This is a genomic window from Streptomyces sp. V3I8 (assembly GCF_030817535.1).
Lineage (GTDB): Bacteria > Actinomycetota > Actinomycetes > Streptomycetales > Streptomycetaceae > Streptomyces.
The window spans coordinates 7,393,616-7,419,166 of record NZ_JAUSZL010000002.1; the positions used below are offsets into that span (position 1 = coordinate 7,393,616).

General features: G+C 71.7%; 23 protein-coding genes and 1 pseudogene. 10 read left to right on the forward strand and 14 right to left on the reverse strand.

What is annotated here, in order from left to right; genetic code table 11:
* Window positions 1-105 precede the first annotated feature (105 nt).
* The gene (gcvP, locus tag QFZ75_RS32720) at window positions 106-2,991 is read left to right on the forward strand and encodes an aminomethyl-transferring glycine dehydrogenase (RefSeq protein WP_307542675.1); all 2,886 of its coding nucleotides are present in this window, start codon (window positions 106-108) and stop codon (window positions 2,989-2,991) included.
* A gap of 110 nt (window positions 2,992-3,101) precedes the next feature.
* Here the strand turns inward: gcvP and QFZ75_RS32725 are convergent, their stop codons facing one another.
* A complete protein-coding gene (locus tag QFZ75_RS32725; RefSeq protein ID WP_307542677.1) occupies window positions 3,102-3,305 on the reverse strand; it encodes a DUF5999 family protein in 204 nt (67 codons plus the stop codon).
* Between the two features lie 405 nt (window positions 3,306-3,710).
* Complete coding sequence (locus QFZ75_RS32730) at window positions 3,711-4,313, reverse strand: hypothetical protein (protein WP_307542679.1); 603 nt, start codon at window positions 4,311-4,313, stop codon at window positions 3,711-3,713.
* Window positions 4,314-4,979: 666 nt separating this feature from the next.
* On the opposite strand from QFZ75_RS32730, the gene QFZ75_RS32735 reads away from it, so the two are divergent.
* Window positions 4,980-6,500, forward strand: a complete 1,521-nt coding sequence (locus QFZ75_RS32735; RefSeq protein ID WP_307542680.1) for a glutamate--cysteine ligase — start codon at window positions 4,980-4,982, stop codon at window positions 6,498-6,500.
* Between the two features lie 15 nt (window positions 6,501-6,515).
* Here the strand turns inward: QFZ75_RS32735 and QFZ75_RS32740 are convergent, their stop codons facing one another.
* Complete coding sequence (locus QFZ75_RS32740; RefSeq protein ID WP_307542682.1) at window positions 6,516-8,285, reverse strand: substrate-binding domain-containing protein; 1,770 nt, start codon at window positions 8,283-8,285, stop codon at window positions 6,516-6,518.
* 210 nt (window positions 8,286-8,495) lie between these two features.
* Here QFZ75_RS32740 and QFZ75_RS32745 point away from each other — a divergent pair, with 210 nt between their 5' ends.
* Window positions 8,496-9,320: a CPBP family intramembrane glutamic endopeptidase gene (locus QFZ75_RS32745; protein ID WP_373465973.1), complete on the forward strand. Its 825-nt coding sequence runs from the start codon at window positions 8,496-8,498 to the stop codon at window positions 9,318-9,320.
* A 29-nt stretch (window positions 9,321-9,349) separates the two neighbouring features.
* On the opposite strand, the gene QFZ75_RS32750 is transcribed toward QFZ75_RS32745, so the two are convergent.
* On the reverse strand, window positions 9,350-10,168 hold the full coding sequence (locus QFZ75_RS32750; protein ID WP_307542684.1) for a PhzF family phenazine biosynthesis protein: 819 nt from the start codon (window positions 10,166-10,168) through the stop codon (window positions 9,350-9,352).
* Window positions 10,169-10,328: 160 nt separating this feature from the next.
* Between QFZ75_RS32750 and QFZ75_RS32755 the strand changes: the two genes are divergently transcribed.
* Window positions 10,329-10,979 carry a PadR family transcriptional regulator gene (locus QFZ75_RS32755; protein WP_307542686.1) on the forward strand — a complete coding sequence of 217 codons (651 nt, stop codon included), beginning with the start codon at window positions 10,329-10,331 and terminating at the stop codon, window positions 10,977-10,979.
* A gap of 110 nt (window positions 10,980-11,089) precedes the next feature.
* On the opposite strand, the gene QFZ75_RS32760 is transcribed toward QFZ75_RS32755, so the two are convergent.
* The gene (locus QFZ75_RS32760) at window positions 11,090-11,518 is read right to left on the reverse strand and encodes an SRPBCC family protein (protein WP_307542688.1); all 429 of its coding nucleotides are present in this window, start codon (window positions 11,516-11,518) and stop codon (window positions 11,090-11,092) included.
* A gap of 304 nt (window positions 11,519-11,822) precedes the next feature.
* On the opposite strand from QFZ75_RS32760, the gene QFZ75_RS32765 reads away from it, so the two are divergent.
* Window positions 11,823-12,356 carry a Clp protease N-terminal domain-containing protein gene (locus tag QFZ75_RS32765; RefSeq protein WP_307542690.1) on the forward strand — a complete coding sequence of 178 codons (534 nt, stop codon included), beginning with the start codon at window positions 11,823-11,825 and terminating at the stop codon, window positions 12,354-12,356.
* Between the two features lie 45 nt (window positions 12,357-12,401).
* Window positions 12,402-13,412, forward strand: a complete 1,011-nt coding sequence (locus tag QFZ75_RS32770; protein ID WP_373465974.1) for a DMT family transporter — start codon at window positions 12,402-12,404, stop codon at window positions 13,410-13,412.
* A 74-nt stretch (window positions 13,413-13,486) separates the two neighbouring features.
* Here QFZ75_RS32770 and QFZ75_RS32775 read toward each other — a convergent pair whose 3' ends face one another.
* Window positions 13,487-14,164, reverse strand: coding sequence for a pyridoxamine 5'-phosphate oxidase family protein (locus QFZ75_RS32775; RefSeq protein WP_307544953.1), 678 nt, complete (start codon window positions 14,162-14,164; stop codon window positions 13,487-13,489).
* Window positions 14,165-14,227: 63 nt separating this feature from the next.
* On the opposite strand from QFZ75_RS32775, the gene QFZ75_RS32780 reads away from it, so the two are divergent.
* Window positions 14,228-15,559, forward strand: coding sequence for an aminotransferase class I/II-fold pyridoxal phosphate-dependent enzyme (locus tag QFZ75_RS32780; protein ID WP_307542692.1), 1,332 nt, complete (start codon window positions 14,228-14,230; stop codon window positions 15,557-15,559).
* On the opposite strand, the gene QFZ75_RS32785 is transcribed toward QFZ75_RS32780, so the two are convergent.
* A complete protein-coding gene (locus QFZ75_RS32785; protein ID WP_307542694.1) occupies window positions 15,550-16,659 on the reverse strand; it encodes a DMT family transporter in 1,110 nt (369 codons plus the stop codon). The two genes, QFZ75_RS32780 and QFZ75_RS32785, sit on opposite strands and share 10 nt — an antisense overlap.
* Before the next feature lie 74 nt (window positions 16,660-16,733).
* On the opposite strand from QFZ75_RS32785, the gene QFZ75_RS32790 reads away from it, so the two are divergent.
* Window positions 16,734-17,636, forward strand: coding sequence for a LysR family transcriptional regulator (locus QFZ75_RS32790; protein ID WP_307542696.1), 903 nt, complete (start codon window positions 16,734-16,736; stop codon window positions 17,634-17,636).
* A gap of 109 nt (window positions 17,637-17,745) precedes the next feature.
* Here the strand turns inward: QFZ75_RS32790 and QFZ75_RS32795 are convergent, their stop codons facing one another.
* Entirely contained in the window at window positions 17,746-18,213 is a 468-nt protein-coding gene (locus QFZ75_RS32795) for a pyridoxamine 5'-phosphate oxidase family protein (RefSeq protein ID WP_307542698.1), read from the reverse strand.
* Window positions 18,214-18,364: 151 nt separating this feature from the next.
* Here QFZ75_RS32795 and QFZ75_RS32800 point away from each other — a divergent pair, with 151 nt between their 5' ends.
* Window positions 18,365-19,015, forward strand: coding sequence for a cysteine hydrolase (locus tag QFZ75_RS32800; RefSeq protein ID WP_307542699.1), 651 nt, complete (start codon window positions 18,365-18,367; stop codon window positions 19,013-19,015).
* Here the strand turns inward: QFZ75_RS32800 and QFZ75_RS32805 are convergent.
* The 5 genes and pseudogenes from QFZ75_RS32805 to QFZ75_RS32820 all read right to left on the reverse strand — a co-directional run bounded on the left by QFZ75_RS32805 (window position 19,002) and on the right by QFZ75_RS32820 (window position 23,102).
* Window positions 19,002-19,457, reverse strand: a complete 456-nt coding sequence (locus QFZ75_RS32805; RefSeq protein WP_307542701.1) for a Rieske (2Fe-2S) protein — start codon at window positions 19,455-19,457, stop codon at window positions 19,002-19,004. The genes QFZ75_RS32800 and QFZ75_RS32805 overlap by 14 nt on opposite strands.
* A 434-nt stretch (window positions 19,458-19,891) precedes the next feature.
* A pseudogene (locus QFZ75_RS41240) lies at window positions 19,892-20,127 on the reverse strand (DNA polymerase III); the annotation flags it as partial.
* Between the two features lie 191 nt (window positions 20,128-20,318).
* Window positions 20,319-21,404, reverse strand: a complete 1,086-nt coding sequence (locus QFZ75_RS32810; RefSeq protein ID WP_307542703.1) for an alkene reductase — start codon at window positions 21,402-21,404, stop codon at window positions 20,319-20,321.
* A 63-nt stretch (window positions 21,405-21,467) separates the two neighbouring features.
* Entirely contained in the window at window positions 21,468-22,070 is a 603-nt protein-coding gene (locus QFZ75_RS32815; protein WP_373465975.1) for an NADPH-dependent F420 reductase, read from the reverse strand.
* A gap of 24 nt (window positions 22,071-22,094) precedes the next feature.
* Window positions 22,095-23,102 carry a zinc-binding dehydrogenase gene (locus QFZ75_RS32820; RefSeq protein WP_307542708.1) on the reverse strand — a complete coding sequence of 336 codons (1,008 nt, stop codon included), beginning with the start codon at window positions 23,100-23,102 and terminating at the stop codon, window positions 22,095-22,097.
* A gap of 105 nt (window positions 23,103-23,207) precedes the next feature.
* On the opposite strand from QFZ75_RS32820, the gene QFZ75_RS32825 reads away from it, so the two are divergent.
* Window positions 23,208-23,816 (forward strand): TetR/AcrR family transcriptional regulator, encoded by a 609-nt coding sequence (locus QFZ75_RS32825; RefSeq protein WP_307542710.1) that lies wholly within the window; start codon window positions 23,208-23,210, stop codon window positions 23,814-23,816.
* Window positions 23,817-25,095: 1,279 nt separating this feature from the next.
* Here the strand turns inward: QFZ75_RS32825 and QFZ75_RS32835 are convergent.
* A complete protein-coding gene (locus QFZ75_RS32835) occupies window positions 25,096-25,497 on the reverse strand; it encodes a DUF6193 family natural product biosynthesis protein (RefSeq protein ID WP_307542712.1) in 402 nt (133 codons plus the stop codon).
* Window positions 25,498-25,551 lie beyond the last annotated feature (54 nt).

Here is a 25,551-nt window from a genome sequence, read left to right on the forward strand (position 1 = left end):
CGGCGCCCCGGTGAAGCTCTCAGGTCGAGATGACAGAGGGGGAGGCCGTTCGGGCAACCACGCCGTGGTGCCCCTCGAAGGTCGTCGGACCAGGAGGCCTCCGCAATGACCGCCCATCGTATTCCGCTCTCCGAGCTCGAACAGGGAATCCCCTTCGAGCAGCGTCACATCGGGCCCGACTCCGAGGCCCGCGCCAAGATGCTCGCGCAGGTGGGGTACGGCTCGCTCGACGAGCTGACGGCCGCCGCGGTGCCGGACGTGATCAAGAACGTCGGCTCGCTCGCACTGCCGGACGCGCGCACCGAGGCCGAGGTGCTGGCCGAACTGCGTTCCCTCGCGGACCGCAACGAAGTGCTGGGCTCCATGATCGGGCTCGGTTACTACGGCACGTTCACGCCGCCCGTCATCCTGCGCAACGTGATGGAGAGCCCGGCCTGGTACACGGCGTACACGCCCTACCAGCCCGAGATCTCGCAGGGGCGCCTGGAAGCGCTGCTCAACTTCCAGACCATGGTCGCCGAGCTGACCGGACTGCCGACCTCCGGCGCCTCGCTGCTCGACGAGGGGACGGCCGCCGCCGAGGCCATGGCGCTGTCGCGGCGCATGGGGAAGAACAAGAAGGGCCTCTTCCTCATCGACGCGGACACCATGCCGCAGACCGTCGCGGTGATACGGACGCGGGCCGAGCCCACCGGTGTCGAGGTCGTCGTCGCGGACCTGAGCGACGGCATCCCCGACGGGCTCGCGGAGCGGGAGATCAACGGTGTGCTGCTGCAGTACCCCGGCGCCTCCGGTGCCGTACGGGACCTGAAGCCCGTCGTCGGGCAGGCGCACGAGCTGGGCGCGGTCGTCACCGTCGCCGCCGACCTGCTCGCCCTGACGCTGCTCACCTCGCCCGGTGAACTGGGCGCCGACATCGCCGTCGGCACGACGCAGCGTTTCGGTGTCCCGATGGGCTTCGGCGGGCCGCACGCCGGATACATGGCCGTGCGCGAGAAGTTCGCGCGCAGCCTGCCCGGCCGGCTCGTCGGCGTCTCGGTCGACGCGGACGGCAACAAGGCGTACCGGCTCGCCCTGCAGACGCGCGAGCAGCACATCCGCCGGGAGAAGGCGACCAGCAACATCTGCACGGCCCAGGTGCTGCTCGCCGTGATGGCCGGGATGTACGCCGTCTACCACGGTCCCGAGGGACTGAAGGGCATCGCCCGGCGTACCCACCGGTACGCCACGATCCTCGCCGCGGGCCTGAGCGCGGGCGGTGTCGAGGTCGTCCACGAGGCGTACTTCGACACCCTCACCGTGCGGGTGCCGGGCCGCGCCGCGGACGTGCTCGCGGCCGCCCGTCAGGGAGGGGTCAACCTCCACCTGGTGGACGCGGACCACCTGTCCCTCTCCTGCGACGAGACGACCACGCGGGCCCAGCTGGACGCCGTCTGGGCGGCGTTCGGCGTCGACGGCGACGTGGCGGCGCTGGACACGACGGCACAGGACACGCTGCCGGCCCCGCTGCTGCGCACCGACGAGTACCTCACGCATCCGGTCTTCCACCAGTACCGCTCGGAGACCGCGATGCTGCGCTACCTGCGCCGGCTCGCGGACCGCGACTACGCGCTCGACCGGGGCATGATCCCGCTCGGCTCGTGCACCATGAAACTGAACGCGACCACCGAGATGGAGCCGGTCACCTGGCCCGAGTTCGGGCAGCTGCACCCCTTCGCGCCCGCCGAGCAGGCGCAGGGCTACCTCACGCTCATCCGTGAGCTCGAGGAGCGGCTCGCCGAGGTCACCGGCTACGACAACGTGTCGCTCCAGCCCAACGCCGGTTCGCAGGGCGAACTGGCCGGTCTGCTGGCCGTCCGCGGGTACCACCGCGCCAACGGCGACGAGCAGCGCACCGTCTGCCTGATCCCGTCGTCCGCGCACGGCACGAACGCGGCGAGCGCGGTGATGGCCGGTATGAAGGTCGTCGTCGTGAAGACCGCCGAGGACGGCGAGATCGACGTCGAGGACCTGCGGGCCAAGATCGAGCAGTACCGCGACGAGCTGTCCGTGCTGATGATCACGTACCCCTCGACGCACGGGGTGTTCGAGGAGCACGTCGCCGACATCTGCGCGCAGGTGCACGAGGCCGGCGGCCAGGTCTACGTGGACGGCGCCAACCTCAACGCGCTGGTCGGGCTGGCCAGGCCGGGCCACTTCGGCGGCGACGTCTCGCACCTCAACCTGCACAAGACGTTCTGCATCCCGCACGGCGGCGGCGGTCCGGGTGTGGGCCCGGTCGGGGTGCGCGCCCACCTGGCGCCGTACCTGCCCAACCACCCGCTGCAGCCCGCCGCGGGCCCCGAGACGGGCGTGGGGCCGGTCTCCGCGGCTCCCTGGGGCTCCGCGGGCATCCTGCCCATCTCCTGGGCGTACGTCCGGCTCATGGGCGCTGAAGGGCTCAAGCGGGCCACGCAGGTCGCCGTGCTCAGCGCCAACTACGTGGCCAAGCGCCTGGAGCCGCACTTCCCGGTCCTCTACACGGGGCCCGGCGGGCTGGTGGCGCACGAGTGCATCATCGACCTGCGGCCGCTCACCAAGGCGACCGGCGTGAGCGTCGACGACGTCGCCAAGCGGCTCATCGACCACGGGTTCCACGCGCCGACGATGTCCTTCCCGGTGGCCGGCACGCTGATGATCGAGCCCACCGAGAGCGAGGACCTCGTCGAGCTCGACCGGTTCTGCGACGCGATGATCGCCATACGCGCGGAGATCGAGAAGGTCGGCTCGGGCGAGTGGGCGGCGGACGACAACCCGCTGCGCAACGCCCCGCACACGGCGGCCGCGCTCGGCGGCGCGTGGGAGCACGCGTACAGCCGTGAGGAGGCCGTCTTCCCCGCCGGGGTCTCGGCCGCCGACAAGTACTGGCCGCCGGTGCGCCGGATCGACCAGGCGTACGGCGACCGGAACCTGGTCTGCTCCTGCCCGCCGCTGGACGCCTACGAGGACTGACCGCCCGGGAGGGCGCGGCCATGCGTCGGGGCCGGTACCGGGATCGCTCCCGGGCCGGCCCCTCAGGTGTCCGGGCGGCCTGCCCCGCCGCCCGTGGTGCGCCGTGCCGCTCAGGCAGCCGTCATCACGTCCATGGCCGGCGGCCGGTGCGGAGCGATGATCCGGCCGTCCGGCAGGATCTCACCGGTGTCCTCGAAGAGCAGGACGCCGTTGCACAGCAGACTCCATCCCTGCTCCGGGTGGTGCGCCACGAGAAGCGCTGCCTCCCGGTCGGCGGAGTCGGCTGTCGGGCACGGTCGCTGGTGCTGGCACATTGATGGGATCTTTCGCTTCGGTGTGAGCTCGGTGATCGATGTGTGATCTGTCCCGCGGCTCGAACTGGTGTCCATAACCGCCCCCCGTTTGTCAGATGGTCCGGAACCCAGTGTTGCCCTACGGACGTCAATCCGCAGGGATTTGACGTCAGCACTTCTCACAGGTTGATGACGCATCACCCGTGCGGACGGTTCATCTCAACTGGGCTGTCCCTTCGGGTGGTTCGCCATGGCCGGATGGGGCTAGTCCGTACGGACCGGGGGTGCGCTGCGTCTCCCCGGCGTCACTTTGGGCAACCCCCGCCCCGAGGGGCCGCCGGACTCGGGTCGCTGCGAGGACGTTCACGCACGGCACCGTGCCCCGCGGCCCGGGTGGGGCCGCGGGGCACGCGGGACGGAGCGCGCTCAGGCGGGTGAGCCGAGCAGCGGTGTGGGCGTCGTGGCGGGCGCGGGCGTGAGCCGGTGGGTCAGCACGGGCAGCAGTTCGCCCGCGCGGTGCGGACGGTGCGCCGCGATGCCGGGCGGGGCCGGCGCCAGGGGCACCAGCAGGTCGGTGGCGGCGAGGCGGCCTCCGGCGCCGTCGGCCGTGAGATCGCCGTGCAGCCAGAGTGTGAGCATGTAGAGCCCGGGTACCGAGAGCAGACGTGGCTGGTACGCCCCCGGCATCGTCTCCGCCTGACGCAGGGCGCGTTCGGTCGCGGTGACGTACGGGCCCTCGAAGAAATGGGAGAAGGTCCAGCCGTCGGGCGTCAGCCTGGTCTCCGCGGCCGCTACGGCGCGTTCGTGGCAGTGGACGAGGAAGCGCCACCCGGCGAGCCGGGTGGCCGAGGTGCCCGCCGGGGTGATCCGGTCGAGCACATGGACGGGCAGGGGGAGTTCGGCGGTGAGGGGTCCCTGGGCGGTGCGGAGGGACGGGGTGCGGGCTTCACGGACCGCGGTCGGGGAACCGAGGGCCGTGAGGACGGTGCGCAGTGCCGGCGCGGGAGCCGGAGGGACGTGCAGCGGCATGGTGGGTCGCCTCTCATTCGACAGGCATGGTGACGCGGGGGGCGGGGGCGGACGACGCTGTCAGCTCTCTGGATCAAAGGGGCGGGGGTGCGGGGCCGGTCGTCGGAGGGACGCCTGGTGCGCGGTGTCCGGCATGCGTGCTCGCCGAGTCGCCGGAGGGTCCTGGTGGCCGGGCCACGAGGTTCCCTCCGGCGCGCCTGCGCTCGCACGCACCGGACGCCGCGCGGCTCGTCCTTCGGCGAAGACGTCACTTCGACGACAGGTCCTGCGACCGCGGGCGCCAACTCTGTGCCTCGTTCGCGAAGTTTATACGACGTGTGTTCAGGCGGTGTTTCGGCTAGCTGTTCCGCACATTAAGTGCAAGAGGCAATTAGGTCGTCGTGAGGGGCGTTTGGCTGTGCTTCCCGGCGGGTACGCGTCGATGACCTCGGAATACTTCGCCGAAGCGGACGGCCGGTTCGCGTCGGCGTTTTTCACGACAGTGTCGACCTTCGGTAAAAGCACTGTCCCATGCCTGGTGAATGTGCCCGGAGAAAGCTGAGTCCAGAGTAGTGCCCAGGGCGCCGCCCTGGGAGTTATCGATCACATTGGCTGGGCATCATCCCCGGTGACCCGGTACGGCAGCGGCCGGTTCTTCGGGCTGCCCAGTCGAGGAGGGAAGCTTCGATGGGGGAGAAGGTCGTGGCGGGGACGATCGGTCTGTCCGACCGCCGACGGTACCGAGAAAAACTCCAGCAGTGTCTGGAGGGGCTGGCGCGGTTGCTGGAGGAGAAGAAGTTCGACCGCCCCAAAAATCTCATGGGCATGGAGATCGAGCTCAATCTCGCGGGGCCCGACGGCTCACCGAGGATGATGAATGCGCAAGTGCTCGAGCGCATCGCCAGTCACGATTTCCAAACAGAACTCGCCATGTTCAATCTGGAAGTCAACATTGCCCCCCACCGGCTGGAGGGCCGGGTATTCGACCGGCTCGCCGAGGAGTTGCGCACCTCCCTCGCGTATGCCCACCGGAAGGCGAACGAGGTCGATGCCGGGATCGTGATGGTCGGCATCCTGCCGACCCTCACCCGTGACGACCTGGTCTCCGCGAACCTCTCCGACGTGGACCGCTACACGCTGCTCAACGACCAGATCGTGGCGGCCCGCGGGGAGGACTTCACCCTGGACATCGAGGGCGTGGAGCGGCTCAGCTGCACCTCGGCCTCCATCGCGCCCGAAGCGGCCTGCACCTCGGTGCAGTTGCACCTCCAGGTGACCCCCGACCGGTTCGCCGACGTGTGGAACGCCGCGCAGGCCACCGCGGCGGCACAGATCGCGGTCGGCGCCAACTCGCCGTTCCTCTTCGGCCGTGAGCTGTGGCGCGAGTCGCGGCCCCCGCTGTTCCTGCAGTCCACGGACACCCGGCCGCCCGAACTGCAGGCGCAGGGAGTGCGGCCGCGCACCTGGTTCGGCGAGCGCTGGATCTCCTCGGCGTACGACCTCTTCGAGGAGAACCTGCGCTACTTCCCTCCGCTGCTGCCCATCCGCGACGAGGAGGACCCGATACGCGTCCTCGACGAGGGCGGCACCCCCAAGCTCGCCGAACTCGTCCTGCACAACGGCACCGTGTACCGCTGGAACCGGCCGGTGTACGACATCGAGGACGGCGTCCCGCACCTGCGCGTCGAGAACCGCGTGCTGCCCGCCGGTCCCACCGTGATCGACACGGTCGCCAACGCGGTCTTCTACTACGGGCTCGTCCGGGCCCTCGCCACGGAGGCGCGGCCGGTCTGGAGCCGGCTGCCCTTCGAGGCCGCGGCGGCCAATTTCGAGCAGGCCTGCCGTTACGGTATCGACGCGAAGCTGGAGTGGCCGCGGCGCGGCCGGCACGGCGGGGTCGCGCAGGTGCCCGCGGTGCAGCTGGTACGGGAGGAGCTGCTGCCGCTCGCGGCGGAGGGCCTGGACGCATGGGGTGTCGAGCCGGCCGACCGCGACCTCTACCTCGGGGTGATCGAGGAGCGCTGCAAGCGGGGCGTCAACGGGGCTTCCTGGCAGTCCCGTACGTTCCACGAGGCGCTGGAGGGCGGCCTGGACCGGGACGCGGCGCTGGCCGCCACGACCAGGCGGTACAGCGAGCTGATGCACCTCGGCGAGCCGGTGCACACCTGGCCGGTCGGGCTGCCGGACCCGGCCGTTCCGCCGAGCTGACGGGGCGGCGGGCGGTCAGTTCCTGTCGCCCGCCCGTACGACGGCCTTCAGGATGACCGAGTGGATCTGGGACGGGTCGGTGACCAGGTGTCCCGATCCGCCGGTGGCCGCGGCGATCTCGTCCAGCTCCTTCTTGTCGGCCTCGGGGCCCACGGCGATCGCGATCAGCGGTACGGGGCGCTCCGGGTCGGCGAGCCTGCGCAGAGCGGCGACCAGGCCGGAGCGCGAGATGCTGCCGGGATCCTGGTTGACGCCGTCGGTCAGCAGGACCACGGCGTTGAACTTGCCCTTGGTGTAGGAGGCCGTCGCCGCCCTGTACGCGGCCAGGGTGGTGTCGTACAGGCCGGTCTCGCCGTGCGGGACCGGCTTCAGGTCGCTGAAGGCCGCCGACAGGAGGTCCCGCTGGGTGGTGCCGGCCACCCGGTCGCCCAGCCGGCCGGTCGGCACGAGGACGCGGTAGTCGCGCTTGCCGTCGAGCTCGGTGGAGAACTTCCACAGCCCGATCTCGTCCTCCGGGGTGAAGGTGGCCAGTGCCTGGAGCAGCGCCGCCCTGGTCACGTCCATCCGCGACTCGCTGGTGCCCGGCACCGGGTCCGACATGGACGACGAGGCGTCGACGACCGTGGTGAGCCGGGCGCTCTGCACCGTGATCGTCCACAGGCCGAGGGCCTCCTCGACCTCCTTGTCCGTGGCGGGCCTCTCGGGCACCTCCCCGAAGGGCTGCGGGGCCCGGCCGCCGGCCGCGGACACCAGCTCGGCCGGGATGTCGTCCTCGTCCGTACGGAAGCCGTGCTTCTCGAGGATCCGCCGTCCGTCGTCCTCGCCGAGGAGCGTCATGAAGCGCAGCGCCGCCCGGCTCTCGTCCGTGCTCAGAGAGGGCTCGTCGACCAGCGTGAACGGGTGGTCGAGCCGGGGCGAGCCGTCCTTCGGGTAGAAGAGGTCGAGATCGTCGCCGCTGTCGGCCGACGCGTTGTACGCGAAGGCCGCCTGCTCGGACAGGATCAGCGCCTGGTTGCGCTCGGGGTTGCCCTGCTCGGCGCCGGACAGGTCGCGCGGCAGCGTGTCCAGGACCTGGCCGTCGCTCTCGGACGCGCGCTGCGAGAGGGCCTTCGCGGTGGCGGCCGCGAGCACGTCGCCGTCCTTCGTCCGTCCGGCCGTCTGCGTCAGCTGGGTCAGCGCGAGCAGGCCCGTGGCGCTGCGCGAGGGGTCACCCGAGCCGAGCCTCAGTCGCTCGCTCGTCGTGGTCGCGCCGGCCAGATCGGTCCAGGCGTACGTCTTGCGGGGCCACCCGAGGGTCTTCGCGGCCGTCGGGATCATGGCGACGCCGATGGGCGACGAGGCGACGTTGCCCGCGGGGGTCACCGGGATCGACCGGTTGTCCGCCAGGACCTTGTTCACCCACACGCCCGAGTCCGGCACCCAGGCCTCGAAGTCCGTCGCGCTCCCGCGCTTCGAGCGCAGGGCGTTCGTGAACTCGTACGTGTCCCGGGCGGTCACGCGGACGTCGATGCAGCTGCCGTCGGACGTGACGTCGTTGTCCCGGGCGTAGTCGGCCGCGTCCTTGAGCGCGGGGGCGATGCCGGGAGCGGCGGCGATCCGCAGCCGCACGGAGTCGTCCCAGCAGGACGAGCCGAAGGAGAGCAGGCCGCCGTCGACCGCGGCCACGGTGCCCGCGGCGACGGCCAGCACGAGGGCCGTCGCGAGCGCCGCCCTGCGGCGCCGCGTACGGGTCCGGGGGCCGGTGCCGCCTCTGCGCGGCGCGTCGGGCAAGCTGTGACGTCCCATGGCGGTGGTGCCCCTCCCTGACCGAGCCCGAAGCCGTTGAAGCCGTGAGCCGTGAAATGGCGGAATGCTATGGCACCAGGGGGGTGCGCCTCACATGGCGTCCGTCCCTCGACCCTCGACGGCCTGTCGCGCACGATCTTCGTATGTTCATTCGAGACCCTAGCGGGGCGAGGACGGGGACGAGGCGGGAATACGCAACTGGAGGCAGGAGTGCAGGTGGAGCAGGGGCCGGTGGCTGATTCGTCTTCCGGGAAATCGCCCGGGGAATCCTCCGGGGACCGGCCCGGGAGGCGGGTCCTGCGGGACGAGACGCTGCTCGTGCTGGGCGTCTCGCTCGGTGCGAGCGGCGTCTCCGCGCTGATCAGTTTCATCGGCTCGGTCACCAGACCGGGAGGCCTCAAGGACCAGGCGGCCACGCTCAACGCCTCGGCCGCGCCGGGCCGTCCGTGGCTCGACCTGGCATGGCAGCTGTTCGGCATCGCGTCGGCCCTGGTGCCGGTCGCCCTCGTCGCGCACTTCCTGCTGAGGGAGGGCAAGGGGCTGCGCACGCTCGGCTTCGACCGTACGCGCCCCTGGTTCGACCTCGCCCGGGGAACGGGGGTCGCCGCCGTCATCGGCAGCTCGGGCATCGCCTTCTACCTGGCGGCCCGCGGGCTGGGCTTCAACCTCACGGTGGTGCCGGAGGCGCTGCCCGAGGTGTGGTGGAAGTACCCGGTGCTGATCCTCTCCGCGCTCCAGAACTCGGTCCTGGAGGAGGTCGTCGTCGTCGGATACCTGCTGCGACGGCTCGACCAGCTGGGCTGGTCGCCGGTGGGCGCGCTGGTGGCGAGTTCCGTGCTGCGCGGCTCGTACCACCTGTACCAGGGCATCGGCGGGTTCATCGGCAACATGGTGATGGGCGTGGTCTTCGTCCACCTGTACCGCCGGTGGGGCCGGATCGGACCGCTGGTGGTCGCCCACTCGCTCCTCGACATCGGCGCGTTCGTGGGCTACGCGCTGCTGGCGGGGAAGGTGGGGTGGCTGCCCACGGCCTGACGAGGCGTGCGCGGGCAGCCTGACGAGTCCTACGCGAGCAGCTCGCCCTCGATCACGGTGACCGCGCGGCCGGTGAGGAGGGTGCGGTCGCCGCGCAGTTGCGTACGGACCCGTCCGGAGCGGGCCGAGGCCTGCAGGCCGGTGAGTTCGGTGCGGCCCAGGCGCTGCGACCAGAACGGGGCGAGGGCGGTGTGGGCGCTGCCGGTGACCGGGTCCTCCGGGATACCGATGTTCGGGAAGAAGCAGCGGGAGACGAAGTCGTAGCCCCGGGAGGGGTCTTCGGCGCGGGCGGTGGCGATGATGCCGCGCTCGGAGTGGCGGCCCAGGGACGCGAGGTCGGGGGCCAGACCCAGGACCGTCCGCTCGTCGGCGAGTTCGACGAGCAGGTCGCCGACGTCCGGGCCGGTGTCGTGCGTGCTGAGCGGCTCGGCGCCCAGGGCCCCGGCGACGCCGGACGGGATCTCCACCGCGGTGAGCGGGGCGGTCGGGAAGTCCAGCGTGACGGAGCCGTCGTCGAGCGCGGTCGCGACGAGCACGCCGCTCTTCGTGGCGAACCGGACCGGACCCCGCGCGGCCCCCGTGGTGGCCAGCACGTGAGCGGTGGCGAGTGTGGCGTGGCCGCACAGGGCGACCTCGGCGGCCGGGGTGAACCAGCGCAGCGCCCAGTCGGCCTCGCCGCCCGCCGGGAGGGGGTGGGCGAACGCCGTCTCGGCGTGGTTGACCTCCAGGGCCACGTTCCGCAGCCAGGCGTCGTCCGGGAAGGACGCCGCGGCGTCGAGGAGGAGGACCCCGGCCGGGTTGCCGGCGAAGGGGCGGTCGGTGAAGGCGTCGACGATACGAATCCGCATGCCCCAGACGGTAGGTGCCGATCGGTGGCGCGGACCAAGGCCAATCGGGAGTAACTGGACCCCCCGGGGGTGCCCGCATCCGGCAGGCCTTGCCAGGCGAACTGTTCCGATATATCGTTGACGCATCGCGACAGATCAACGATGGAATGGAGTGATGGCGATGCGTTCCCACGGAGAGGAATACGGACCGGGCTTCGGCCCCGGTCACGGACGTGGCCACGGACACGGCCGGGGTGGCCCCGGCGGTCCGGACAGGGGTGCCTTCGAAGGGCTGCGTGCGGCGTTCGGCCCCTTCGGGCCCGGCTTCGGCGGTCCCGGCTTCGGCCAGGGTCCCTGGGGTGGGCGCGGGGGCCGGGGCGGACCGCGCGGCAGGGCGCGGCGCGGCGACGTACGCGCGTCGATCCTGGCCCTGCTCAAGGACCGCCCCATGCACGGCTACGAGATGATCCAGGAAATCGCCGAGCGCAGCGGCGGGGCGTGGAAGCCCAGCCCCGGCTCGGTGTACCCCACCCTTCAGCTGCTCGAGGACGAAGGTCTGATCAGCAGCGCGACCGAGGGCGGCAAGAAGCTGTTCTCGCTCACCGAAGCCGGTCGCACCGCCGCCGAGGAGGGGCCGGACGCGCCCTGGGAGGACGCGGGGCGCGGGGTCGACTGGGAGGCGCTGAGCGACATCCGGCAGGCCGGCTTCGGTCTGATGGAGGCGTTCGGGCAGGTCTGGAAGACCGGCAGCAAGGAGCAGCGCGAGAAGGCGCTGTCCCTCATCAACGAGACGCGCAAGAAGCTGTACCTGATCCTCGCCGACGAGGACTGATGATCCGCCCGGCCGCCGGACAGGGCCGTGGCAGGGGGGTGCTCCGACTTCGGAGCACCCCCCTGTGTGTGCGCCTGCCGAACGCGGGCGCGCCCGTCGGTGCCCGGCCGTCAGGCGACCAGCCCGTTCAGCTTGCGCAGGGACTCGTCCAGTGCCGCCGTCGCCGAGTCCTTCAGCCTGCCCGCCATCAGGGAGACGGCGGCGCCCGTGAACTCGCCGTCGATGCGGACCGTGGTGGCCTCCCCCTCGGGGATCAGCGTGTAGCGCGTCGCGACGGTCACGGACATCGGCCCCTTGCCGCGGATCGCGAGTGCGCGGGCCGGCCGCACCTCCTCGATGGTCCAGTCGACCTCGGCCGGGAACCCCATGAGCCTCATGTTCTCCCGGAAGGTGCCGCCGACTTCGAGCCTTTCGGGGCCGCCCTTCGGGAAGCTGGTGTGGGTGGAGTTCCACGCGCCGTACGAGGAGAAGTCCGTGAGCCGCGCCCAGACCTTCTCGGCGGGCGCCTCGATCCGTGCTTCCGCGCTGACTTCGGCCATGCGGCCACCCCTTCGTCTCGGGCGCTGCGCCCGGCGCAGCGGGCTACGGTGTCGCGGAACGTAGCCGTAGAGGCTTGAACATTCAATACTGATGAACTGTCAGCCGACCGCCGTACGGCTACCGCATCCAAACGGCACGGCCGCGAGGGGTCCACGGCGGTACGGTGTGCGCTCCCGGCGGGGAGAACGGCGTGATGTCATCCGTAAGGAGGAGGGGCCGGGCGCCGGCCCCCACCCTGTGTGGGACGCGAGAATGCTTCCCCGCGAGGATGACCCGGTGCACCGGGGCTGATGGGGTGGGTATGTGCAGCACCGAATCCCCCAGCAGCGGACCGCCGGGCGCGGCCCGGCCGACACGGACGGCGAAGCGCACCTCAGTGCCGCGCTGACGGCGGTGGTCGCCGGCGCTCGCAGGCGGGCGCTGCGGGACGGGGACCCGCAGATCGACACCGCTCATCTGCTGCACGCGCTGCTGGAGTCGGACCCCGAGGTGCGTGCGGTCTTCGCAAGCGATCCGCAGGTCGTCCGGCTGCTCGGCTACCTCGTCCAGCGCAGCATCGGTTACGGACTGCGCTGGCAGAGTTCCGTCGAGGACTCCGGCGCGCTGCCCGCGACGACCGGGGACGGGTGGTCACCGGTGGCGACCGCCGCCATGGCGGCCGCGAACGAGCGGGCCGCCCTGCGGGGCGACCGGTTCGCGGACGGGACCGACCTGCTCGCCGGGCTCGTCGCCCGCACCGGCTCGCGGGCCGCCGAGGTGCTGGAGCGCGCGGGCGTCGGCGTACCGGAACTGCTGGAGCGCCTGGACGGGGCGACGGAGCGGGACCTGGAGGCCTGAGACAGGTGTCAAAGGGGTGACGCTCATGTCGTCGCCTGTCATCATGTGCCGGTGCATATGTCGACGAGCAGTGCGGGTCACCCTGGAAGAGGCGTCGGGCTGGGACTCGCGCTCGGATCGGCGGTCGCCTTCGGGGGATCCGGTGTCGCCGCCAAACCGTTGATCGAGGCGGGCCTCGACCCGCTGCACGTGGTCTGGCTGCGCGTCGCGGGTGCCGCCCTGGTCATGCTCCCGCTGGCCGTACGCCACCGGAGGCTGGTGCGCACGCGTCCCGCGCTGCTCGCCGGATTCGGGCTGCTGGCCGTCGCGGGCGTCCAGGCCTGCTACTTCGCCTCGATCTCCCGGATCCCCGTCGGGGTGGCGCTGCTGGTCGAGTACCTGGCGCCGGCGCTGGTCCTCGGGTGGGTGCGGTTCGTGCAGCGGCGGCCCGTCACCCGGGCCGCGGCCCTCGGTGTCGTCCTCGCCGTCGGCGGGCTCGCCTGTGTCGTCGAGGTGTGGTCGGGGCTGGGTTTCGACGTGCTCGGGCTGCTGCTCGCGCTGGGCGCCGCCTGCTGCCAGGTCGGCTACTTCGTCCTGTCCGACCAGGGCGGCGACGCGGGTGAGGCGGCGCCGGCGCCGCTCGGCGTCATCGCGTACGGGCTGCTCTTCGGCGCCCTCGTCCTGACGGTCGTGGCGCGGCCGTGGGGCATGGACTGGTCGGTCCTCGGGGGTGGTGCGGAGCTGGACGGAACGACCGTCGCCGCCTCGCTGCTGCTGGGCTGGATCGTGCTGATCGCGACCGTCGTCGCCTACGTGACCGGCGTCCTGGCGGTGCGCCGGCTCTCGCCGCAGGTGGCCGGGGTCGTGGCGTGCCTGGAGGCGGTCATCGCGACCGTGCTCGCCTGGGTCCTGCTGGGCGAGCACCTCTCGGCGCCGCAGATCATCGGTGGCGCGGTGGTGCTGTGCGGTGCCTTCATCGCCCAGACGTCCACGCCGGCCAAGGCCCCGCCGGCGCCGGTGGCGCGCGGCGCGGCGGGCACCGGGAGCGAGTTGTCGGAGCGGGGGACCTCCGTCTAGGGCGCCGGACCCGCGGGGACGGTTATGGGTGACCGTCCCCGCGGATCCGGCGCGTTCCCGAGGGTGTACGGGCGTCAGAGTGTCGTCAGGTAGTCGGGGACCTCGATGCCCGGTGCCAGGTCGTCGGCGGGCACCGGGGCACCGTGGGTCGTGCGGACCGGGACGACGCCGGTCCAGTGCGGCAGGCCGAGGTCCCCGGGCTCGTCGTTCGGGCCGCCGGTACGCAGCTTGGCCGACACCTCGCCGAGGTCGAGCCGCAGTACGGCGGTGGCGGCCAGCTCCTTGGCGTCGGCGGGCCGGGAGTCGTACGAGCGGCCGGGCACCACGTGGTCGACCAGCGCGTCCAGGGCCGCCCGCTTCTCGGCCGGGTCCGTCACCGGGTGCGCCACGCCGTGCACCACCACCGAGCGGTAGTTGATCGAGTGGTGGAAGGCCGAGCGGGCCAGCACGAGACCGTCGACGTGCGTGACCGTCAGGCAGACCGGCAGGCCCGGATCGGCCTGCCCCGCCATCCGCAGCGGGCGCGAACCCGTCGACCCGTGCACGTAGAGGCGCTCGCCGACCCGCCCGTACAGCGTCGGCAGCACGACCGGTGCCCCGTCGCGGACGAAGCCGAGATGGCAGACGTACCCCTCGTCCAGGATCGCGTGCACCAGCTCGTGGTTGTACGCGGCGCGTTCCCGGGAGCGAGTGGGGACGGTGCGGTCGGTCGGGGTGTAGGTGTCGGGGCGCGGGGCGGCCGTCTCCGTCATGAGGCTCTCCAGGTCGGCGTCGTCGTCTTGCGTCATGTATTGCACTAGTGCATACTTTGCTTTGTGCTAGGAGAGTATCGGATCGAGGGCAGGCGCGCAGCCGAGATTGCGGCCAGTGTCGAGCGGGCGGTGGGAGCGGGGGAGTTGGAACCCGGCCAACTGCTTCCGCCGATGCGGGAGTTGGCGTCCCGCTTGGAGGTGAACCCCAATACCGTGGCGGCCGCCTACCGCACGCTGCGTGAACGCGGGGTCATCGAGACCGCGGGCCGGCGGGGCAGCCGGGTCCGCTCCAAGCCGGCGACGACCGCCCGGGAGCTGTCCCGGCTGCATGTGCCGCCCGGCGTACGGAACCTGTCCGACGGCAACCCCGACCCGGCTCTGCTGCCCCCGCTCGCCGGGGCGCTGGCGGCGGCCGCGGAACGCTCGGACCGCGAACCGACGCTGTACGGGGCGGCCGCGGTGGAACCGGAGCTGGCGCGGCTCGCCCGCGCGGACCTGGACGCGGACGGGGTGCCGGACGGGCCGGTCGTCGTCGCCTCGGGGTCGCTCGACGGTATCGAGCGGGTGCTGGCCGCGCACCTGAGGCCGGGGGACGCGGTCGCCGTCGAGGACCCCGGCTGGCACAGCGTGCTCGACCTGGTGCCGGCCCTCGGACTGCGGGCCGTTCCCGTCGGCGTCGACACCGAGGGGCCGCTGCCCGGCGACGTACGGGCCGCTCTGGAAGGCGGGGCGCGGGCCCTGATCGTCACCGACCGCGCGCAGAACCCGACCGGCGCCGCGGTGGGCGCCACGCGCGCGCGTGCCCTGCGAGCCGTGCTGGCGGAGCATCCGCAGACCCTGCTCGTCGAGGACGACCACGGGCACCGCATCGTCGATCTGCCCCTGCATCCGCTGGCGGGCGTGACCCGGCACTGGGCCTTCACGCGCTCGGTCGCCAAGGCGTACGGACCCGATCTGCGCCTGGCGGTCCTCACCGGCGACCCCGTCACCATGGACCGCGTCCAGGGCCGGCAGCGGCTCGGTCCCGGCTGGGTGAGCCGGCTGCTGCAACGGGCCGTCGTGCGGCTGTGGTCGGACGGCGCCGTGGACACCGCGGCCGTCGCGTCGGCGTACGGGCGGCGCCGGGACGCGCTGATCGGCGCGCTCGCGGAGCACGGCATCGAGGCGTACGGGCGTAGCGGCATGAACGTGTGGGTGCCCGTCCCGGACGAGACCGGGGCCGTCGCGCGGCTGCTGCACTCCGGCTGGGCGGTGGCGGCGGGGGCACGCTTCCGTATGGACGCGCCGCCCGGACTGCGGATCACCGTCTCGACCCTCGCCGTGGGGGAGGCGCAGGGGGTGGCGGACGCGGTCGCCGCGGCGGTGGGGCCGGCGCCCGCCGGGCGTTACGTCTGACCGGGAGCGCCACCGCCGTCCCGGCCGTGCCGGGTGGTCCCGGCGGCCTCCTTCCCCCTTCCGGGCCGCGACCGCGGGGTCCTCGGCCCGGACCGGGTCAGTGCCGCTCCCGCCAGCACGACGGCGGCGCCCACCGGTGTCGACCAGGCGAGGGGTTCGCCGAGGATCGCGACACCGGCGGCGGTGGCGATGACCGGGATGAAGTACGTGACCATCTGGGCCGTCGTCGGGCCGACCTCGGCGACCAGGCCGTACTGGACGAGCAGGGCGAAGCCGGTGCCGAGAGCGCCCAGCGCGATCACCGCGAGCAGCGGTACGAGCGCGAAGCGGGCCGGCGCCGAGGTGAACAGCGGGGTGACGAAGGCCAGTTGCGCCGTCGCGAGCAGGAGCTGGGCGCCGGTCAGCGACAGGTGGGAGTGGCCGGAGCCGGCCAGGGTGCGGCGGACGTAGATCCAGCCGACCGGATAGCTGAGCGAGGCGAACAGCGCCATCGCGGTGCCCGCGGCGTCCAGGCCGTGGAAGCCCTGCCAGACACCGAGCACCGTCAGCACACCGAGAAACCCGATGCCGAGACCGGCCACGCGGTGGCGGGTGGGCCGGTCCTCGGAGAGGGCGACCATCGACAGGGCCATGCCCCACAGGGGCGAGGTCGCGTTGCAGATGCCCGCCAGGGTGGACGGGATCGTCAGCTCCGAGTACGCGAACAGGGAGAACGGCAGGGCGTTGAGGAGGAGGGCCGCGACCGCCAGGTGCCCCCAGGTGCGGGCCCCACTCGGAAGGCGTTCCCGCTTCCAGGCCATCGCGGCGGCGAGGACGAGCGTGCCGAACAGCAGGCGGCCGAGCGTCACCTGGAAGGGTGCGTAACCGTCCGTGCCCACCTTGATGAGCAGAAAGCTGAAGCCCCAGACGAGGGAGAGGGCGCCGAAGCGCAGACGCCAGTCGAGGACCGGTGCCGGGGCGGCGGGCGCCGCGGCGGGCACCCGTCCTGGGCCGGGGCGTCCCTCGGTGCCGGGCACGGTGGCGGCGGGCACAGCGGCGGCGGGCAGGGCGGCGGCGGGCAGGGCGGGAAGCGGTGGGTGGGGCTCGGTCGGGGCGCTCATGTCTCTCACGATGACGGAGATGATCTAGTAGAACAAGCGATACTTCTTGCCCGGTATCTCGTAGTATCGCTTACATGTTGAATCTGGAGCGCCTGCGCACGCTCGACGCCCTCGCCCGCCACGGCTCGGTCGGCGGTGCGGCCGAGGGGCTGCATGTGACGACATCGGCCGTCTCCCAGCAACTGTCCAAGCTGGAGCGGGAGGTGGGGCAGCAGCTGCTCGCCAAGAACGGGCGGGGGGTGCGGCTCACCGACGCCGGGCGGCTGCTCGCCGACCACGCCGCCCGCATCCTGTCCCAGGTCGAGCTCGCCCAGTCCGACCTGGAGGCGCAGCGCGGGCAGGTGGTGGGGGAGCTGCGGCTGTCCGGGTTCCCCACGGCGGCCCGCGGGCTGTTCCCCGCAGCCCTGACGGCGCTGCGCGCCGGGCACCCCGCCCTGCGCGTCCGCTCGGGCGAGCTGGAGCCGGAGGCCGGGGTGGCCGGGGTGCTGCGCGGCGACATCGACCTCGCGGTGGTGCTGGACTGGTACAACAAGCCGCTGCCCATGCCCGAAGGGCTGGTCAAGGCCTCGCTCCTGGACGACCCCATCGACGTGGCGATGCCCGCGGGGCACCGCCACGCCGAACGCGCGGAGGTGGACCTCGAGGACTTCGCCGACGACGAGTGGGTCGCCTGGCAGGAGGGCGAGTTCTGCCACGAGTGGCTGCTCTTCACCCTGCGGGGCGCAGGGATCGAGCCGGTGATCGCCCACCGCGCGGGGGAGCACCACACACAGCTCGCGCTGGTCGCGGCGGGACTCGGTGTGTGCGTGGCACCCCGGCTCGGACGCGGCCCGGTGCCGGCGGGCGTGCGGACGGTCCCGGTGCGCAACCGGGTCACCCGGCACGTCTACGCCGTGTGGCGGGCCGACGCCGATCGCCGCCCGTCGATCCGCGCGGTGGCGGACGCGCTGCGGACGGCAGGCTCGACGTACGGATGAACCGCCTGCTACCTGCTGCCCGCCGCTCGCTGTCCGCTGTCCGCTGTCGGCTGTCAGCCGCCCGCAGCTCGCTGTCAGCCGTCCGCCGCCCGCAGCTGGCCGTCCGCCGTCAGAGCGTGGCGAGTTTGCGGAAGTCCCAGGACGCCGTCGCCTCCGGCGTCAGCCGCATCCAGGCGTGCCGTCCGTCGTGCGGCAGCTCCTCGACGCCGAAGTTCTTGTGGGCGAACAACCGCTCCACGGAGTCGAGTTCGGGGCACGGCTCGCCCGTACGCGGTACCTCGCCGACGAACTCCACCGAGCCCGACAGCTCGACGCCCCGCAGCTCGCCGTACTCCTCGCCCGTGTCCACGACGACGGCCACCCGAGGATCGCGGCGCAGGTCGGCCCACCGCTTGCTGCGGGTGATCGAGTACAGCCAGAGGGACTTGCCGTCCCAGGCGAACCAGAGCGTGCTGACGTGCGGGGCCCCGTCGGCCGAGACGGTCGCCACCCGGCAGGTGCGCTGAGCGGTGAGGAACTCGTCCAGTTCGTCGGGCGTCATCATGATTCTTCGTCCCCGGCGCTGCGTGGCGGCCATACGGGTTCCCTTCTCCGCGCTGTCCCGCGACGTCCGGCCTGACGTCGCGTCGGGAAAGCATGGGCTGTCTTCCGTCCGTACGCAATGGTGGCTACGCTCGCCCGCCTCCGCCGCCCGGCCGGGGCCGCCCTCGCGACCGACAGGGGACACCATGCCGTCGTACGAAGAGCTCAGGGAACTCCTCGATCCCGCGACCACGGTGGTGCTGACGGTCGAGTGCCAGCAGGGTGTCGTCGGCCCGGACGGCGCACTGCCCGAACTCGCCCGGGCGGCCCGTGCGTCGGGCGTGCTGGACAGGATCGCGCGCCTGGTGGACGCGGCCCACGAGAGCGGCGTACAGGTGATGCACGCGATCGCCGAGCGCCGCCCGGACGGCCGCGGCGCCAATCGCAACGCCCGGCTGTTCCGCGCGGCCGAACGCCTGCCCGTCCGGCAACTGGTGGGCAGTACGGCGGTCCGCGTGGCGCCGCCCATCGAGGTCGCCGCCCAGGACCTCGTCGTACGCCGCCTGCACGGACTGTCGCCGCTGGCCGGCACCGAGGCCGACGCGCTGCTGCGCAACCTGGGCTGCCGCACACTCGTCGTGACCGGTGTCTCCGCCAACGTGGCGGTGCCCAACACGGTGTTCGACGCGGTGAACCGCGGCTACACCGCCGTCGTCGTGCGGGACGCCATCGCGGGCGTACCCGCCGACTACACCCCCGCGATGATCCGCAACACGCTCGCCCTGGTGGCCACCATCACCACCACGGACGACGTGCTGGCCTGCCTGGGACGGCCGGGCGCGGTCAGGCGAGGGTGATCGAGTCCCCGCTCACCTTGATCTCGGCGGTGGTCAGTCCGCTGGTCGCGGGTCCCTTCTTGACGCCGCCGTCCGTGACGCTGAACTGGCTGCCGTGGGCGGGGCAGGTGATGAGGCCGTTCTCCACGCTGTTCACGCGCTGCTTCTGATGCGGGCACACCGTCGAGAAGGCCTTGAACTCGCCCGCCGTCGGCTGGGTGACGACCACCGACTGATCGGCGAAGATCTTGCCGCCGCCCTCCGGGATGTCGGTGGTCTTGGCCAGCGCCGCGCCGCCGGCGGAGGAGCCGGACGACGCGTCGGAGGAGCCGGACGCGTCGGACGACTTGTCGTCGGAGCCCCCGCAGGCGGTGAGCGCGGCGGCGATACCGGCCGCGCCCAGCCCCGCCAGGAGGGTGCGACGGCAGAGTGCCGGCGCGGGCTGAATGGATTCGCTGGACATAGTGGCGGTCCCTTCCACAGATGTGCAGATGTGCAGATGCACCGAGGTGCGTTTACTTGAAAGTACGTCTATTCGACAAGGGGTACGGGTACGTCGCCCGCATGGTTCAGGCGGTCCGGAGATCCGGCGACTTCTTGACGAAGTCGAGATCCACGCGGAGCAGGGTGTCTATCACGCCTTCCTGTGCCACCGGACGGGTCGCTCCCGCCGGTGGGGGCACGGTGTGCGCCCGGTGGCCGGTCGGCCGGCGCGCCGTGAGCGGCGCGGCCCGGAACCGTGGCATGTGCGCGGGTGCCACCGGTGAGCAGTGATCGTAGTGGTACGGCCGCGCATCCTGATGTCCCGGACGCCGCTCCTGGCGGTGCGTGTCGTACGGTCGCGGCTCGGCCGGCGCAGGTCGTCCTTTCGGCTTTTTTCAGGTCTCGTGGCGTCGTTCAGTCGGCGATGTAGCTCCCGTATCTGCGAGCGAGGGCATCAAGACCGTGGTCGTAGCCCTGGCCGACGCTGCGCAGACGCCAGAGCGGGCCCCGGCGGCGGGTGACGGGTGACGGGTGGCGGATGGCAGGCGGCAGGCGGCAGGCGGCAGAGATACGAGATCGAGGGCGATGGTCTGTTCGGCAGGGCCGCCGGTGAGCAGCCGCACGGTGCGGGCGGGACGTGTCCTGCGTCCGGGGCCGCGACGGTCTTGCCGGGTCCTGGATCGACGGCGCTTCGTGGCGGCTTCGGGAGTGCCGGCCGGAGCAACGAGTTCTTCTCGTTCGTAGGTGTCGACACTGCTGGTGAGGCCGGCCCGATGTCGGCCTCACCAGCAGTGGGGTGGTGCTGCGGGGCTCGGGGCTCAGACGCGGGGGTCCTTCTTGTTCAGGCGGCGGTGAAGGCCGGGTAGTCGGTGTAGCCCTCGGTGTGACCGGCGTAGTGGGTGTCCCGGTCGCTGTCGGCCAGCGGGTGGCCCTGCGCGAAGCGCTCGACCAGGTCGGGGTTGGCGATGAAGGGGGCGCCGAAGGAGACCGCGTCGACGATGCCGTGGGCGAGGATCTCGTTGCCGAGGGCCTGGGTGAAGCCGAGGTTGGCGACGATGTTGCCCTGGTAGTGGGCGCGGTAGCGGGAGAAGAGGGCGATGCGTTCCTCGATGGTGCCGGGGGTGCCCAGGAGGTGCAGGTAGGCCAGGTTGCTGTCGTTGAGCTTCTTGAGCAGCTGGTCGTAGTCGGCGAGTGTCTCCTCGTCCGCGGTGAACGCGGTTCCGCCGGTCCAGGCCGGGGATATTTTCACGCCGATGCGGTCGCTGTCCCACGCGTCACCGACGGCGTCGAGGACGTCGAGGAGGAACCGGGCCCGCTTCTCGCTGCTGCCTCCGTAGGCGTCGGTGCGCCGGTTGAGGCGGGGGTTGAGGAACTGCGGGATCAAGTGGGACACCTGGGCGTGGATTTCCACGCCGTCGAAGCCGGCACGGCGGGCGTTCGCGGCCGCATGACGGTAGTCGGCGATGGTGTCGGCGATCTCGGCGGCGGTGTAGGCGCGCGGGGTGAGGGTGTCCTTCGGGCCGGAGGGGGTGAAGGACTTCTCGCCGGGGTTGACGGCCGAGGGGCCGGCGGGCAGGCGGCCGCCGAGGTGGTCCGGGTGGGAGGCCGCGCCGACGTGGCCGAGCTGGGAGACGATCCGCCCGCCCGCCTCGTGGACGGCTTCGGTGACCTTCACCCAGCCGGCGGTCTGCGTGTCGGTGTAGATGCCGGGGACGTGGACGAAGCCGATTGCGTCGGGGCTGACCCAGGTTCCCTCGGTGACGATCAGGCCGGCGCCGGCGCGCTGCGCGTAGTAGGTCGCGTGCAGGTCGGTGGGGGCCAGCTCGGCGTTCTGGGCGCGGGCGCGGGTCATGGGGGCCATGACGACGCTGTTGGGGAGTTCCAGCGCGCCGAGGCGGACGGGCTGCAGCAGGGGCTGGGTGGTCATGGGCGACTTCCTTGCGTCGTGGGGCTGATGAGGAGGCGAGCGAGGGGCGGGTGAGGGCCCGGCTCAGTCCTGTTTGAGGGCGTGGAGGGCGGAGAGCGGGCCGCCGAGCTGCATGAGGCGTCCGCCCTCGCGCAGGGGGCCGAGGTCGACGGGGGCGAAGCCGAAGGCGGCGGTGAGGTCCTTGACGGTTGTCTTGGCGTCGGCGTCGTCACCGGCGAGGAACAGCACCTGGCGTCCGGCCCGGTGGCGCGGGTCGGCGGCGATGTACCGGCCGTGGAGGGTGTTGAACGCCTTGACGACGCGGGCTCCGGTCAGCAGCGAGGCGACGTGTTCGCTGCCGGTCAGCTCGCCCAGGTCGGCGATCTTCGCGTGCGGGGGCGGGGAGGCGAACTGGTTGGTGGCGTCGACGACGACGCGCCCGTCGAAGGGCGGCAGGCCGGCTACCGCGTCCGGGATCCGGGGCCAGCCGACCGCGAGCACGACGAGTTCCGCCGCGGCGGCTTCCTCCGGGGTGCCGGCGTGGGCGAGCGGTCCGAGCTCGTCGGCGAGCCCGGCCAGGGAGGCGGGTCCGCGGCTGTTGCTCAGCACGACCTGGTGGCCCTGGGCCACGGCGTGGCGGGCGATGGCCTGGGCGACGGTTCCGGCACCGAGGGTTCCGATCTTCATGGCGGTGCCCTTCGTGGGGTTCATTCAGGACGCGGGACTGGTGAGCAGGACGGTTCCGCTCTTGCCGGGGCGGCGGACATGGTCGACGGCCTTCGCGAAGTCGGCGAGGTCGTAGCGGGCCGCGACCTCGAAGAGTTCCGGGGCGGTCGCGGCCAGACGGACGGCGAAGGCGACGTCCTCGGACCGTTCCTCGGGCGTACGGGTCATCCACCGGCCGATGGACACGCCCCGCACGGTCAGGGAGCGCAGTGTCAGCGTGTGCGACTCCAGTGGCAGGTCGCCGGAACCCAGCTGTCCGTAGGTGATCAGCGTGCCGCCGTCGTCGAGCAGCTCGATCAGCTCACCGGCCAGGGATCCGCCCACCGCGTCCAGTACGACCCGGGCACCCCGGCCGCCGGTCGCGTCCCGGACCTGGGTGCGCCAGTCAGCGTCGGCCGTCGAGACGGCCGACAGTCCGGGGAAGCGTTCCCGCAGAGTCTGGGCCCCGATGGCACTGCGTACCAGGTTGACCAGCGGGATGCCGTGCTCGAGCGCCGCGGCGCTGACCAGTTTTCCCACCGACGAACCGGCGGCCGTCTGCACCACCGGACCTGCCTGGCCGTGCCGGGCGTCCTCGACCGCCCGCAGCAGGGTGAGCAGGGTGACGGAATTGACCAGCATCAAGGACGCGGTCTCGTCGCTGACATCCTCGGGCACCGGCACCACCAGATCGGCGGGCGCCGTGAGGAGTTCGCTCCACGCCTCCGGCACCGGGAAGAACGCCACCCGCTGACCGGGCCGCAGATCCCGTACGCCCTCGCCGACGGTCTCGACGAGACCCATTCCCTCCAGGCCGGGAACACGTGGCGTGGCGAACCGCTGCCGCGGCCCGCCCGGGAAGCCCTGCACCCCCGCCAGGTCGCCGGGGTGGATCGGCCGGTACAGCACCCGCACCCGTACCTGCCCCGCCGCGGGCGGGGCAGGGGCCGGCTGCTCGCTCAGACGTAGTACCTGCCCGGCTTCTCCGTGCCGGTCGTAGGTGATGGCGCGCACGGCGCCCCCTTCCCTCGTTATTAATGATGGGCATCATTGAAACCCTTGTTATGATGAGAGGCGTCATCGAAAAGGTCAAGCCGGGAGCGACGCGAGAGGACGGCAATGCCGCGGATCACCAAGGAGGACAAGGCCCGCAATCGGCAGAACATCATCGAAGCGGCGGGCCGCATGTTCCGTTCGCAGGGCATCGACGCCGTCGGTATCGCCGAACTGATGAAGGGGGCCGGACTCACCCACGGCGGCTTCTACAACCACTTCGCCTCCAAGGACGACCTGGTCGTGGAGGTGTGCGGCGCCTCCTTCGCCGCCTCGCTCGGGAGCATGGCCCGGACCGTCGAGGGTGGTCCGGACCAGGGCGGCTCTCCGCTGCAGCGGGTCGTGGCCGGGTACCTGTCCACCGCGCACCGTGACGCCTCGGACGGTGGCTGCCCCTCCGCCTCCCTGGTCACCGACGCCGGACGGCACGGCGAAGCCGTACAGAGCGTGTACGCCGAAGGTGTCCAGGGGTATCTCACCGGCTTCACCGCCGAGTTCCTGCGCGAAGCCGAGGACGAGGGGTACGAGCTCGATCCGGACGAGGCCCGCCACAAGGCCGTCCGCCTGCTCAGCGAGATGGTCGGCGCGATGGTGCTCGCCCGCGCCGTGCGCCACGTCGAGCCCGAGCTCTCCGACGAGATCCTGCGGACCGGTCGCGACCATGCCCTCGACTGATGCGACTGATGCGACTGATGCGACGCGGGGCCGCTGCGGGGCGTGGGGCGGTGTCCACGGCTGGAGCGAACTCCTGGCGGCGGGCGGCGGCCCCGAAAGGCGGCTTCCGTGGGCGGTGGCTCGGGCACTCCTCGTCCGTGATCACCCTCGGTTACTGTGCTCACTTCACGCTGGAGGCTGGAGGCGTACTGCCGTCGACGGACTGCTTGGGGGCGGGTGATTCCCGCTGCCGCACCCCTCCGCAATTGATCGTGGATTGCAAGGTTGAATGAATGGGTGGCCTGGATAAATCCTGAAACAGGTCACTGCTACTCGCTATATCACGCCCCTGTGTGAGGGTGGCTAGCTGCCGGGGCTCGTCGAGGCGGACGATCTCGGTACGTACGTCATGAAGTTGTCTACCTGAGGGCATCGACCTGCGCCTACGTGGCAATTCATGCTTCTGGCCTGTGCCGACGCTTGTTTCAGCGCCTTTCAGCTTCGTCCCGCGCTATACGGCCTATTCTCCCTAGGCGCTCCCCAGGTCGGCCTTGCTGTGAGGTGGCGGCGGTCGGCCTGTGGCACGGCTACAGGCACGGTAAGTGACCGACGGTGGTAGGGAAGACGGAGCTCTGCCAGCAGATTCTTCGTCTGCGACTGGACGGGTGATCACCGTAACGACTGCGCCAGCGGCAATGTCATTGACCCTGCCTGCCTCTGTGCCGGCACGCCTTCCTCCACGCCGCACAGGTCTGCCGGGAGGCCGCGTCCGACCGCGTTCAGCAGCACCTCGGCGTCGGCCCGCGCGCCCCCGCCCTCGTGCCCAGGCGGGCAGTTGCGCTACTTCCAGCAGGTCCGCAACACCTTCGCTTCCATCCCGTAGCAGCTTGCGGTGCGGCAGACCAGCGACGAGGTCGTCTCTCCCCATCGCTCTTGTGGGCCCGGCTCGACCACCCGCAGATCCACAAGTGCTGGGCGGATCAGGGCTAGGGCTTCGCCGGCCGCCTGGTCGATGGGACTGCCCGGATCCTCGGCCGCGAGCTGGTCATCGTCCGTGAACGGCTTGGCCAGTGCGGCTTCCAGGCCCGCCCCAAGCGCTGGGCGACCGGGCGCACCTTCTCCTGGCTCACCGCCGACCGCCGCCTGGCCCGGGACTACGAGACCATTCCGGCCCGGTCCGAGACCGTGATCCGCTGGGCGATGATCGGCACCATGATCCGCACACTCACCCGTGACGGTCCGGCGATGCGGCCGGGCCCGCACCCGCTCGTACGCACCGCGGCCGGACGAGCTACCTGACTCAGCTGAGTGGTTCGAGGACGTCGGGTGTGCCGTCCACGGCGGAACCGCAGCCTGCGGGAAGGTGTGAGGCTACGAGTTTGACGGCTTCTTCGGCCGAGTCGGCTTCGCCGGCCTCCTGCTGTCCCGAGCCTCGCGGGTCATGCAGCCGCCTCACACGAAATCGTCCACCGAAGAGAGGGAAGATCGAGGGCAGGTCCTGCGACCAAGGGAAGCGGGTGCACCGGCTGAACTGCAGTGATCCATGGCTGACCAGCGGAAACAGAGCCCGGAGGGCAGGGTTTGCGTAGGCCGCCTCTACAAGGGCCTTGTCGATGAGGTTCGCGTCCATCTCGCGCACGACCTGCCACTTGGCTGCCACAGGATCGTCTGGTGCTGTCCCGGGTATGTCCTTCTCCGCCATGCTCGGACATTAGCTGACTCTGCAACCGCCGGTTCCTACGCCACCGTTCGCTTT

What these genes read in the sequence shown, in the direction of transcription:
- QFZ75_RS32810 (WP_307542703.1), bottom strand. Translation starts at nt 21,404, where the DNA reads ATGACCACCCAGCCCCTGCTGCAGCCCGTCCGCCTCGGCGCGCTGGAA.
- QFZ75_RS32750 (WP_307542684.1), bottom strand. Translation starts at nt 10,168, where the DNA reads ATGCGGATTCGTATCGTCGACGCCTTCACCGACCGCCCCTTCGCCGGC.
- QFZ75_RS32825 (WP_307542710.1), top strand. Translation starts at nt 23,208, where the DNA reads ATGCCGCGGATCACCAAGGAGGACAAGGCCCGCAATCGGCAGAACATC.
- QFZ75_RS32835 (WP_307542712.1), bottom strand. Translation starts at nt 25,497, where the DNA reads ATGGCGGAGAAGGACATACCCGGGACAGCACCAGACGATCCTGTGGCA.
- QFZ75_RS32755 (WP_307542686.1), top strand. Translation starts at nt 10,329, where the DNA reads ATGCGTTCCCACGGAGAGGAATACGGACCGGGCTTCGGCCCCGGTCAC.
- QFZ75_RS32805 (WP_307542701.1), bottom strand. Translation starts at nt 19,457, where the DNA reads ATGTCCAGCGAATCCATTCAGCCCGCGCCGGCACTCTGCCGTCGCACC.
- QFZ75_RS32785 (WP_307542694.1), bottom strand. Translation starts at nt 16,659, where the DNA reads ATGAGCGCCCCGACCGAGCCCCACCCACCGCTTCCCGCCCTGCCCGCC.
- QFZ75_RS32735 (WP_307542680.1), top strand. Translation starts at nt 4,980, where the DNA reads ATGGGGGAGAAGGTCGTGGCGGGGACGATCGGTCTGTCCGACCGCCGA.
- QFZ75_RS32725 (WP_307542677.1), bottom strand. Translation starts at nt 3,305, where the DNA reads ATGTGCCAGCACCAGCGACCGTGCCCGACAGCCGACTCCGCCGACCGG.
- QFZ75_RS32815 (WP_373465975.1), bottom strand. Translation starts at nt 22,070, where the DNA reads ATGAAGATCGGAACCCTCGGTGCCGGAACCGTCGCCCAGGCCATCGCC.
- QFZ75_RS32760 (WP_307542688.1), bottom strand. Translation starts at nt 11,518, where the DNA reads ATGGCCGAAGTCAGCGCGGAAGCACGGATCGAGGCGCCCGCCGAGAAG.
- QFZ75_RS32790 (WP_307542696.1), top strand. Translation starts at nt 16,734, where the DNA reads ATGTTGAATCTGGAGCGCCTGCGCACGCTCGACGCCCTCGCCCGCCAC.
- QFZ75_RS32800 (WP_307542699.1), top strand. Translation starts at nt 18,365, where the DNA reads ATGCCGTCGTACGAAGAGCTCAGGGAACTCCTCGATCCCGCGACCACG.
- QFZ75_RS32740 (WP_307542682.1), bottom strand. Translation starts at nt 8,285, where the DNA reads ATGGGACGTCACAGCTTGCCCGACGCGCCGCGCAGAGGCGGCACCGGC.
- QFZ75_RS32730 (WP_307542679.1), bottom strand. Translation starts at nt 4,313, where the DNA reads ATGCCGCTGCACGTCCCTCCGGCTCCCGCGCCGGCACTGCGCACCGTC.
- QFZ75_RS32795 (WP_307542698.1), bottom strand. Translation starts at nt 18,213, where the DNA reads ATGGCCGCCACGCAGCGCCGGGGACGAAGAATCATGATGACGCCCGAC.
- gcvP (WP_307542675.1), top strand. Translation starts at nt 106, where the DNA reads ATGACCGCCCATCGTATTCCGCTCTCCGAGCTCGAACAGGGAATCCCC.
- QFZ75_RS32775 (WP_307544953.1), bottom strand. Translation starts at nt 14,164, where the DNA reads ATGACGGAGACGGCCGCCCCGCGCCCCGACACCTACACCCCGACCGAC.